The sequence below is a fragment of the Ruoffia tabacinasalis genome (assembly GCF_005864045.1).
In the GTDB taxonomy this organism is placed as follows: domain Bacteria; phylum Bacillota; class Bacilli; order Lactobacillales; family Aerococcaceae; genus Ruoffia; species Ruoffia tabacinasalis.
The window spans coordinates 1-11,322 of sequence record NZ_VBSP01000060.1; the positions used below are offsets into that span (position 1 = coordinate 1).

General features: G+C 37.8%; 12 protein-coding genes and 1 riboswitch. Of the genes, 6 read left to right on the plus strand and 6 right to left on the minus strand.

Annotation, left to right across the window (positions count from 1 at the left end; genetic code table 11):
• Positions 1–301: 301 nt before the first annotated feature.
• Together FEZ33_RS11065 and FEZ33_RS11070 are read left to right on the plus strand one after the other, a co-directional pair.
• A complete protein-coding gene (locus tag FEZ33_RS11065; RefSeq protein ID WP_138405440.1) occupies positions 302–1,081 on the plus strand; it encodes a formate/nitrite transporter family protein in 780 nt (259 codons plus the stop codon).
• A 122-nt stretch (positions 1,082–1,203) separates the two neighbouring features.
• Entirely contained in the window at positions 1,204–2,346 is a 1,143-nt protein-coding gene (locus FEZ33_RS11070) for a serine hydrolase domain-containing protein (RefSeq protein WP_138405441.1), read from the plus strand.
• Here the strand turns inward: FEZ33_RS11070 and FEZ33_RS11075 are convergent.
• Positions 2,336–2,977: an NAD(P)-dependent oxidoreductase gene (locus FEZ33_RS11075; protein ID WP_138405442.1), complete on the minus strand. Its 642-nt coding sequence runs from the start codon at positions 2,975–2,977 to the stop codon at positions 2,336–2,338. The genes FEZ33_RS11070 and FEZ33_RS11075 overlap by 11 nt on opposite strands.
• Positions 2,978–3,088: 111 nt before the next feature.
• Here FEZ33_RS11075 and FEZ33_RS11080 point away from each other — a divergent pair, with 111 nt between their 5' ends.
• Positions 3,089–3,523, plus strand: coding sequence for a DUF2188 domain-containing protein (locus tag FEZ33_RS11080; RefSeq protein ID WP_138405443.1), 435 nt, complete (start codon positions 3,089–3,091; stop codon positions 3,521–3,523).
• Positions 3,524–3,577: 54 nt separating this feature from the next.
• Here the strand turns inward: FEZ33_RS11080 and FEZ33_RS11085 are convergent, their stop codons facing one another.
• From FEZ33_RS11085 to FEZ33_RS11105, 5 genes are all read right to left on the minus strand, one after another.
• Positions 3,578–4,537, minus strand: coding sequence for a DUF697 domain-containing protein (locus FEZ33_RS11085; RefSeq protein WP_138405444.1), 960 nt, complete (start codon positions 4,535–4,537; stop codon positions 3,578–3,580).
• A gap of 233 nt (positions 4,538–4,770) precedes the next feature.
• On the minus strand, positions 4,771–5,655 hold the full coding sequence (locus FEZ33_RS11090; RefSeq protein ID WP_138405445.1) for a MetQ/NlpA family ABC transporter substrate-binding protein: 885 nt from the start codon (positions 5,653–5,655) through the stop codon (positions 4,771–4,773).
• A 30-nt stretch (positions 5,656–5,685) separates the two neighbouring features.
• Positions 5,686–6,372, minus strand: coding sequence for a methionine ABC transporter permease (locus FEZ33_RS11095; protein ID WP_138405446.1), 687 nt, complete (start codon positions 6,370–6,372; stop codon positions 5,686–5,688).
• Entirely contained in the window at positions 6,365–7,102 is a 738-nt protein-coding gene (locus tag FEZ33_RS11100; RefSeq protein WP_138405447.1) for a methionine ABC transporter ATP-binding protein, read from the minus strand. The genes FEZ33_RS11095 and FEZ33_RS11100 overlap by 8 nt, the downstream gene beginning before the upstream one ends.
• A 139-nt stretch (positions 7,103–7,241) precedes the next feature.
• Positions 7,242–8,423, minus strand: a complete 1,182-nt coding sequence (locus FEZ33_RS11105; RefSeq protein WP_138405448.1) for a cation:proton antiporter — start codon at positions 8,421–8,423, stop codon at positions 7,242–7,244.
• Positions 8,424–8,467: 44 nt separating this feature from the next.
• Positions 8,468–8,541, minus strand: a riboswitch (Fluoride riboswitch).
• A 173-nt stretch (positions 8,542–8,714) separates the two neighbouring features.
• Here FEZ33_RS11105 and FEZ33_RS11110 point away from each other — a divergent pair.
• The 3 genes from FEZ33_RS11110 to FEZ33_RS11120 all read left to right on the plus strand — a co-directional run bounded on the left by FEZ33_RS11110 (position 8,715) and on the right by FEZ33_RS11120 (position 11,161).
• Complete coding sequence (locus FEZ33_RS11110; protein WP_138405449.1) at positions 8,715–9,896, plus strand: ATP-grasp domain-containing protein; 1,182 nt, start codon at positions 8,715–8,717, stop codon at positions 9,894–9,896.
• 3 nt (positions 9,897–9,899) lie between these two features.
• Positions 9,900–10,652 carry an esterase family protein gene (locus tag FEZ33_RS11115; protein ID WP_138405450.1) on the plus strand — a complete coding sequence of 251 codons (753 nt, stop codon included), beginning with the start codon at positions 9,900–9,902 and terminating at the stop codon, positions 10,650–10,652.
• A 101-nt stretch (positions 10,653–10,753) separates the two neighbouring features.
• Positions 10,754–11,161, plus strand: a complete 408-nt coding sequence (locus FEZ33_RS11120) for a YccF domain-containing protein (protein ID WP_138405451.1) — start codon at positions 10,754–10,756, stop codon at positions 11,159–11,161.
• Positions 11,162–11,322 lie beyond the last annotated feature (161 nt).

Here is an 11,322-nt window from a genome sequence, read left to right on the forward strand (position 1 = left end):
AGTTCATCCGTGGTAAGATGGGTGTAGGTCATTTGTGGTCACTCCTTTGTATTCTTTGGTCGGAATTACAAGTTGAGTGTACCACAAATGGCTGTTTTAGTTGTCTAGCTTAATTTTACAATCGGCGTATATAAAATAAAAGTCACTTAAGTACTTGAATTACGGATATGAATCTGTGAACGAGTCCTCAGTGGCTTTTTATTTTTAAAATTTTATATAAAAAATACTTATGGAATTGCTTCCAACTCACAAAAAATGTGCTATAGTAATAGTGTAAAATTTATGGGGGAGACAGATTAGAATGAATAATTATATCGATGACGTTGCTAAGAAGAAAGAAAGCTTATACCGCTCAGAATTTCTCAGATATGCTGTGAGAGCGATGTATGCAGGAATGTATTTGACCTTAGGATCAGCGGTGGCCTTTATTGCTGCCAACCACTTTAGTGGCATTGATCCAGTCATTGGTCGGGCCATTTATGCGCTTCTTTTCCCATGGGGCTTAGTGACGATTATCTTACTCAATGGAGAATTAGCCACATCTAATATGATGTTTTTAACAAATGCCACATACCGCAAAGCGATTCCAGCGCGGTCTGCAGTGGGTATTTTGCTAGTGTGTACGTTATTTAATTTACTGGGGAGTATGGCAATTGCTTTTATGTTGAGTCGCACCACTTTATTTAGCAATTTAGAGGCAACACATTATATGTATAATGCGATTGAAACAAAGCTAGCCAAACCATACGGAGCCATGTTTTTCGACGGAATCATCGCGAATATTCTAGTGAATATTGCCATTATTGGATCGGTCCGAATTAAGGAAACGAGTGCCAAAATCTTATTTGTTGTAGCGATTATATTTATCTTTTGTTATTTTGGCTTCGAACACGTCATTGCGAATTTTGGTGGCTTTTCATTAGTCATGTTCACAAATCCGGGTGTCATTGAAAGCTTCACTTTCGGCAATGTTATCATGCATTGGTTGCTCGTCTTTGTTGCCAACTATATCGGCGGTGGGCTCGTCATGGGCTTAGGTTACGCCTGGTTAGATTCAACGAAAACTAATTATTTAGACTAATTTCAATACTCAGATTCCTGTCGCAGTACGGGAATCTTTTTTTATGCATAAAGGGTTATATTGTCCAGATGTTTCAGTATAATAGAGGGCAGATCAAATTACGTTAATTAGAGGAGTTTATTATGTTGAGATTACACCGTCGGTTCATTAAATGGGGCTTGGCTACAATCGTTATGCTTTCAGCTTTTATAACCGTACCTAGCTTTGCCCAAGACGTACCGACCTTCGATAGTCTAATTGAACAAGCCGTGAATGCTAGTGACGATGCGGTTATTACAGTTGGCTACATAGATCAGGGGCAATCAGAATTTCAAGTTTTTACAAAAGAGGGTATAGATGAGTCAAAGCCAATACATGCTTATGAAGTCGGCTCGATCACTAAAACTTTTACCGGTACTTTAGTTGCTCGCGCGGTTGAAGAGGGTTTATTAAACATCGACGACTCAATCAGTGAGTATTTAAACCTACCGGAAGATACTGACTACCCAACCATCCGACAACTACTGACTCATACATCCGGATACCCCACTTTCTTTGAAAATGAAATCATCATTGATAATTTAACACAAGGCGCTAACCCATATCATGGTGTGACCCGCGAGATGATGCTTGAAGAAGTTGCTGAAAATACGACTAAAGTAGGCGAGCAAGCTTTTCAATATTCGAATTTTAATGCCGGTGTATTAGGACTGGTCTTGGAAAGTATTTACGAGGAAAATTATGCTGTGTTACTGGAAAATTATCTAAGTGAAGACTTAAGACTAGAAGAGACGTATTTATTTGAGGAAGAAACGACATTAGGAAATAACTGGTGCTGGTCAAAAGACACGGAAGCATATGTCCCGGCAGGGGCTTTAATATCAAACATCGAGGACATGTTAAGTTACTTGGACTTGCAACTTTCAGAAGCGAATGCTGAAATTCAAGCGTCTCATGATCCGCTCAGAGAAGTGAATGCCACTTCAGGTGACAATGGCGATTTAGGAATTCGAATTGATGCCGTTGCTTATCAATGGATGCTCAATCAAGAGGAGGATATTATTTGGCATGACGGAGGAACCGGTGGTTACACCTCTTACATTGGCTTTAATAAAGCGGAAGGTGTTGGTGTTGTCGTTCTATCCAATGTTGCGATGGATCAAGGAATTCCGTCAAATTTACTCGGAAGTTTATTACTGATGGAGAAGTTAGAAGCTTTATATCACAAATTAAAAACCGCCTTGTGGTCTAGCCTCAAGGCGGTTATTTCTATATTTATTTATTAATAACTGTGAATCGTTGTTTATGATACTTAGGTGCTTCAACCTCATCTATAATTGCTTTCGCAAGCGTACTGTAAGTTGTGATTGATTCGCCATTATCATTTTGTAAGATATGGTCGATTCCTGACGTGTAATTTGTTTGCTCACCTTCAATAAGTTGAGCCCCTGGAGATACACCAACCCATTTTACATCGTTTACATCACGTAAGAAGTTTAACTCTTGAAGTTGCGCTTCTGGGACATTAATAAAGGCAGATGAATTAGGATCTTGACGAATCGTTTCGACAAACAGCTCATCATTTTCATCAAGTAAGCTACCAGCACCTAGAATAAAGAACAGGCGAGTGGTCGTTGTTTCACGGAATAAGTGAACCAATTTTGCAGCTAAATCAACGTGTAAATATGCAGTTTGAGGAGCAGTCGCAAACGCATTGACAATCACATCAAAGCCTTCTAAATCATCACGAGTCAAATCAAAGGCATCTTTCACAATTCTATTCGCATCTGAACCTAAAAGGTCTGCGGCTTTTTCAGCGTTTCGAACTACAGCAGTGACTTCGTGGTCACGTCCTGTTGCTTCTTTGAATAACTCTGTTCCAGCTTTTCCTGTTGCACCAATAATAGCTATTTTCATATAAATCTCCCCTTTACTATATATTATAGTTGGGAAATACATTCAAATGCAATTAATAGGATTGTGCGATTTTGAGTTGTATAATGGGGTAAAAGAGAAGGAGTGATGACAATGCCATGGAATATGCAAGATTACCCAGACTCATTGAAAAACTTTGAACCGTTGTTGAGAAAGAAAACTATCGACATTGCGAATGCCCTCGAAGAGAGTGGTTATGAAGACGACCGTGCCATCCCGATTGCGATTAATGAGGGAAAAGATTGGTACAACAATGCAAGCCAAAGCGAACGCGACGCCTTTGAGAAAGAAGCAAATCCACAAAAAGACGATGACCACGATACAAGTAGCGCCAATCCGGATTTGTTAGATAATGATGTTGAAGTCTTTTACGAAGATGAACAGTGGAAAGTGAAGACGGTTGACGCCGAAAGAGCGAGTGACACCTTTGATAAAAAATCAGACGCGATAGAGCGCGCCAAAGAAATCGCCGAGAATCGTGATGCAAAGGTGATTAGTTATACAAAAGATGGAAAGAAACAAGATTAGTTAAAAAAGGATTGTTGCCTATGCGTTGGTAACAATCCTTTTTATTTTGAAACACTATTTACTTTCACCAAAGTTAAACCAACGTTTAGCTGTTCCAACACTTGCTTTACGAACAGCATTGCCAACAGTCTTAACGACCACTTTACTATTGTCTTTAATAATTGATCCCATAAATTTCATTGACTGCAATGAAGCAGAGCGACGAATATTATGTTTGTCGGTAGGGCGAATATGTCCGAGGAAATCTTGGGTAATAATACCAACACGCATAGTCAGGAATGAGTTTACTGCACCTTCCATTAATGAACTCACGACTAGATTAGCGATGGGCACCATACCAGGGATGGCTGAGGCAATACTTTCACCAACGATGGTTGTAATCAGTGGTTCTAATTGATACTCAATTAAATCTGCATCTTCAATGGTGCGCGCCATTAACACAACACTCGCCACTTGCATATATAACTTGGCTAAACTGGCAAGGGACGGGCGTGTTTCATAAATTCGCGCAATTTGCCAAACCATTCTCAGTAATGAGAATAGAACAACGAGGCTGTCTAGGGAACCATTTTGTGAAATCGCCGTACTTAGGAAAATCGCGTTTGCATTTTGCTTGATGAGAGGCATAGATAATTCATCTAATTCTTTAAAATACAACTCTACTTGTTCTTGTTTCGGCAATTCCTCATCAACTTCAAGATTGACCAGACGAGGATTTTTCTTTAATAAATCGAGCGTTTTGTCAATATACTCGGCATACTCTTCTTCCGTCGCATCATCTTCCAATTCCAATACTTTCGGACTTTTCAGTAATTGTTTTGTCATCGAATAGATGAAATATAGAATACCAATTCCAATGACACTCAATACAATGATTGCGAGTATCGGATGAAGTAAGGATAGAAATTGATAAAGTAATATAAATTGATTAATAACGAATACGATGAATAGTAAACCTAATACAGTGGCAAGCCCCATTAGGACGCGTTTAATATCTTTCCACCAATCTGTCATAAGATCAGTCCTTTCATAGTTATCACAATTATTTTACAGTAAATATACCATAAAACTATCAGCCCAGAGACTTATATTTCAAAAAATGAGAAAAATATGTCCCTGAGAAAAAGTAAGGGACACAAAAGGAAAAAATGGTCCCTGAAAAAATCTCAGGGACACACCAACCTCACCACACCAAAAAAAACAGCACTTATTTTTCAATAAGCACTGCTTTTGTAAAAATTATTAAATTATTCAGCAGACTCTTCTTCAGACTCAGAACTTTCCTCATCTGCGTTTTCTTCATCTTCTTCGCCATCTAAGCTAAACGCTGGCGCAAGGTGTTTTTCAGTAGCAAGGTCATCAAGGAATTCTAGTACTTCTGGAGAAGTAAAGGCGGCTTGAAGTGCTTTTGTAGCGTCAGTATCAAGATTTCCTTCACGAATAACTAGTTGAATTGCATAAGTATTATCATCTTCGTCTTCTAAGATTAATGCGTCATCAGTTGTTAAATCAATGCTTGCGATGTAAGTAGGGTAGTTGAATACCAATTCAATCCCATCTTCATAAGCACCTGTTAAATTTAATAAGTCAATGTGAGTGAACTCTAAGTTATGAGGGTTCTCTTCAATATCTTCAACAGTTGGGAATAAACCAGCCTCATCATTTAAAGAAATTAAATCATGATCTTCTAAAATTAATAATGCACGACCTTCGTTTGTAATATCTGAAGGAATTGCGACTTCAGCACCATCTTCAATTTGGTCAATTGAATCGTAAACCGATGAGTAGAAACCAACCACTGCATTATAAACCGGTTGGATTGCAACTAAGTCACCATCGCGCTCTTCGTTAAAGATTTCAGCGAATGGCTCGTGTTGAGCAAAGTTTGCGAACACTTCATCATTTAATAAAGCTTCGTTGTATTGAATGTTGTCAGAAACCTCAACTAATTCAATCGAATAAGGTTCTGCAATAACTTCACTAGCGATTTCAACGACATCAGTCATTGGAGGTAAGTGAGAAGCGACTTTTAATACATTTTCTTCTTCTTGAGCTGACACATTCGCGGCTGCTGGAGCAAAGCCTCCAACTAATAATGCTAACGCGCTAACTAATAAACCTTTTTTAAACATTTACATTCTCCTTTAAATTTAATACGCTTTCTAGCGTTTATCTAATTTCTTAGCTAATTTTAAACCTAACCATTGAATAATTTGTACAAAAATGATAATCACTACGATGGCCGTATACATAATATCAGTCTCGTAACGCTGATAACCGTATCGGATCGCAAAATCGCCGATTCCACCTCCTCCTACAACACCCATAATCGTTGAGTAAGAGATAAAACTAACAAAGGCGGTCGTAAAACCGATAATGAGTGAGCTTCTCGACTCGACAAATAAAAATTTGGTTACGAGTTGATTCGTAGAAGCACCCATAGCGTCAGCCACTTCGATGACACCTTTAGGAATCTCTAATAACGACTGCTCCACAAAGCGAGCATAAAGTGCGATTGCAATTAACATCATTGGAAAGGACGCTGCGATGGGATCGCCAGTTGCTCGGCCATACAAGGCACGAATAGCGGGTTGCATTGCAACGACAAGTAGTAGGAACGGAAACGAACGAACAATATTCACGAAAATATTACAAATCTGATAAATCCAAAGGTTCTCACTCGGCTTACCAGGGGCGGTTAAATAAAGCAAGGTACCTAAAGGAATACCAATAAAGATAGCAACCACTGATGCCAAGCTCAGCATAATACCCGATTCTTGCAAACTCTCAATCAGTCTCGGTGCGAACTCAATCACCCGATCTAAATATATTTGAATCGACTCAGTCATCTGTTAGCACCTCCAACACTCGGTCGTGATAACTTTTAGCTTCTGGCATATAATCAGATTCTTTAATATCTAGCACATCAACCAATTTTCCATGCTCTAAGATAGCCGTGCGGTGACACATCGCTTTTATCACATCAAGTTCATGGGTCACAATCACAATGGTCATATTGAATTTAGCGTGCGCACGTTTTAATACCGACACAATCTCATCCGTCATCTTCGCATCTAAAGCAGACGTTGGCTCATCACATAATAATATTTTCGGACGCGTCACTAAAGCACGCGCGATACCAACCCGTTGTTTTTGACCACCCGATAATTGGCTAGGGTAGTGATCCTTTTTATCACTGAGTCCTACAAAACTTAGAACTTCATCCACCGACAAAGGGTCATCGTATGGATGTATCTCAAGCGCTAAATGTACATTTTCAGCGACAGTCTTATTATTTAATAAATTAAATTGCTGGAAAATCATCCCAATATCTTTACGGAAATATTGAAGTTCTCCTTTACTTAAAGACAGCACCTCAACATTATCGACCAAAACATGTCCACTATCTGGGCGTTCTAAAGCATTAATAAAACGCACAAGGGTTGATTTTCCTGCACCACTTTCTCCGACCACACCAAAAACTTCTTGGTCTTTAATGCTTAAACTTATATTGTCTACTGCGAGAAACGAGCCAGATTTTCCTTCAAATCGCTTCGTTGTATTCACGAGTTCAATCAAAAATTATCCACCACCTTTGATTTTTGTAATTGTTTTCATTGTAACAGATTTATATTTAAATTGAAACAGAATAAAGCCCTATTATCGGGGAATATATTGTGAAAATGTTCTCTGACCTAAAACAGACGACCGAAACTGTTTATTCACTGTCATTTGTCAATAATCTCGGTGCGAAATAATCCATCCCGATGGCTCCAATTGGCGCTGTAATTAAGATTGACAAGACTGCGAGAGTTAACATCAATTCTCCACCAGCCATTCCGTTTGCTAAAGGCACACTCCCAATAGCAGCTTGAACCGTTGCTTTAGGTAAATAACTCATGAGTACAAATCTCTTCTCTTTCTTATTAAAAGGTGTATTAAGCAAACAAAGTCTCACACCAATAAATAAGCGACACAGAGAGAGAAGAATGATAAAGAGTATCGGTAAGAATCCATAAGACAAAGCATTTTCCGGATTGACACTCACACCGACTAAAAAGAATAGAAAAATCTCAGCGACAAACCAAACTTGGTTTAAAGAACCTGATAAGTCATTAGATAACTTTTCAGATTGAGTCCGAATCATAATATTCATTGCGATGACCGCAAGAATTCCTGAAAATAAACCTGTAAAAACTGTTTCCAAACGCATCAATACCATCCCACTTGCTAAGAGGATCATAACTTGAAATACACGCTTCAATTGAATGTAAACAAATAAGAAGTTTAATAAATAACCTAGGACTGCCCCGCCAAAAATTCCTGCAATAATTGAAACAGGCACTTGCATAAATGTCCAAGCTGAGACAGAACCTCCTAAAGCAATCGTTAAAAAGGCTGAAAATAAAACTAAAACAAAGACATCATCTAAAGAAGCACCCGCTAATATCATTTGCGGCACTTGCTTTTTCGTACCCCGATGCGTTTGAATTAAATCTACCATGCGTGGGACGACTACCGCTGGAGAGACCGCTGCTAATATTGCACCAATCAATAAAGATTGGATTAAAGAAAAGCCAAAAAACAAAGGTCCAAAGATCATCGAAGTCATAATCTCAACGGTTGCCGGCACAAAACACATCATGATAGCTGGGCGACCCACCTCTAACAGTCGCTTAATATCCAATGACAAACCTGCGCGAGTTAAGATAACAATCAACGCGACTTGACGAATGTCAGGACTTAATCGTAATAAATCTGAATCAACAAGATTTAAACCAAAAGGGCCTAATAATATTCCGGCTATTAAATAACCTAATAAAGCAGGGAGTTTTAGCTTCTTTAAAGTATACTCCAAGACAACGCCACTCACTAATATCAACGCTACACTTACTAACATTTTATCCCTCCAATAATATAAAAAAGACTTCTACACACTCAAATAAGCATGCAGAAGTCATTAGTCTTTAAGACGGTTTTGCCCGTAGGCAAGGGAGCCCTTCATTCCCAAATATTATATTTATCCAAAGTATACACCTAAATTTAATACGGTCAATACTTTCGATCCAGTAAAATAATATAGCAAGAAGATTAAAAATGAATTAGAGTTATTCTCATTAATATGGTATAATTTTTATAAGTAAAATCAATAACAATGATGAGAAATCAACTTTAGAAAAGAGGCATTGGTATGAACGAGAAAATAAATTTTGTCATGATTTCACCTCATTTTCCATCGAACTTTGAAACATTCGCAGTTCGTTTAAAGGAAAAAGGCATTAATACCTTAGGTATTGCAGATGAACCTTATGAGAATTTAAGTCAATCGTTGAGAGATAGTTTAACAGAATATTATCGCGTCGATAATATGGATGATTATGATCACATGTATAGAGCTGTTGCTTACTTTGCGTTTAAATACGGTAAAATCGATCGCATCGAATCGCATAACGAGCACTGGTTAGAACTTGATGCAAAGTTGCGGACAGATTTCAATGTCTTCGGTTATAACAATCGCAATATTCGCTTGATTAAATATAAATCAACGATGAAAGAAGTCTTTCGTGAACTAAAGATACCCGTAGCTAAAGGCCGTGTCATATCAGACAAAGCCGATGCGAAAAAACTAATTAAAAGTCTAAAGTATCCAGTCATTATTAAACCAGATACTGGTGTTGGTGCAAACGATACGGTTAAAGTCAAAAACGAAAAAGAACTAGATGAATTCTTTAAGGTTAAACAACCAGAGGTGCCTTACATTATGGAAGAATTCATTGATGGACAAATTGTAACCTTTGATGGTTTAACAGACCGGGATGGAAATATCGTCTTCTCATCTACTTTAATCAATGATAAACCTATCTTAGATATTGTAACCCAAGATACAGATATGTATTACCATATTAAGCGAGAGATACCTAAGGATCTTGCTGAATTCGGAGAAAAATGTGTGAAAGCCTTTGAAATAAAAGAGCGTTTCTTCCACTTTGAATTCTTTAGATTAAAAGATGGTTCTTTATATGGATTAGAAGTGAACTGCCGACCACCCGGAGGCGCTACAATCGATATGTTCAACTATGCGAATGATTTTGATATTTTTAAAGAATATGCAAATTTAGTTAAAGATAATCGATTTGAAGCAGAAATTACACGACCATATCATGTGATTTATGTCTCACGAAAAAATCATTTAAATTATAAGTTTACGAATGAAGAAATTAAAGATAAGTACAGTAAAGAATTAGTAAACATTGTACACATTCCAGGCGTCTTTGCTAAAGCAATGGGAGATATAGGATTTATTATGAAGTCGCCATCAGAAAAGAAAATTAATGAAATGCTTAAAACCATCGCTCAAAGACAGGAGGCGTAAACAATGCATTTTGAAGCAAGAAGTCACTATAGTGGGCATTTAGGCCGTGAAATGTATTTTAACCGTTATGGGCATGGCGGTACGCCAGTGATTGTATTCCCATCAAGTGGTGGGAGTAAGGATGAGTATGCTGACTTTAAGATGGTAGAAACTTTAAGTGGTTTCATCGAATCAGGACAAATTCATCTTTATACTGTGAGCAGTATCGATTCAGAATCTTGGAATGACACTGGTAAATCAGCACACGATAAGGCAAAAGCACATAATCAGTATGATAAGTATTTAGTGCATGAGTTCATTCCCTTAGTCCGTCACGAATCTCAATGGGGCGGGAAGATGATTGCGACTGGTTGTAGTATGGGTGGCTTCCACTCAATGCTGTTTGCCTTAAGACACCCGGATATTATTGGACTAACCATCTCACAAAGTGGTGTTTATGATGCGAGATACTTTACCGGCGAATTTGGTAGCGATATTGCTACTTATGAGAATTCTCCGATTGATTTCTTGTGGAATATGTCTGATCCATGGTTCTTAGATCAATACCGACAGAATCAATTCATTGTCTCAGTTGGTCAAGGCGATTGGGAAGGGCCGCACGTCACAGCGACACGTAAATTAGATGAAGTATTCAATGCTAAAGGAATTCCAGGCTGGTTTGATTATTGGGGACATGATGTTGCCCATGATTTGCATGACTGGCGTCAGCAAATATATTACTTCTTTTCAACATTAGAAGATTTAGCAATTGTTTAACAATTCTTTCAAAATTACGTCTCAAGGATGATAACAGAAGGCAGAATTTCGTATATACTTAGTATTGTAAGGAAGTACAAGTTGAAAGGAATTGATTATATATGAAATTTTTAGGTAATTTAATTTGGTTTATCTTTGGAGGCTTTATTAATTTTATCACCTGGGGCTTCATTGGTTTGCTCTGGTGTATAACAATTATTGGAATTCCAGTTGGGATTCAATGTTTTAAGATTGCGAGTCTATCTGCATGGCCCATGGGACGTGAAGTTTACCACAGTAATAGTGGGGGAAGTTTCCTTATGAATATTTTATGGATTATTTTTGGCGGAATTGAAATCGCAGCTATGCATTTATTTAGTGGCTTAATATTATGTGTGACCATTATTGGGATTCCATTTGGCTTACAACAGTTCAAATTAGTGAAACTCGCACTCTTCCCATTTGGTGCAGAAATCCACAATGAACGCCAACAAGTAGTGATGAGAACCGACGTTCCATATTCAAGATAAGTTATGAAGTTGAAGAAGCATGTAAGAATGCTTCTTTTCCTACGTTTAGTCAAGTGAAATATTTAGAAATTTAGATTGATTATTACCCATGCCAAATAAACCTGCTTATTAATTCATTTTTTCAGGTGTAATTGGTATAATTTAGTTACTAGTTATATGAA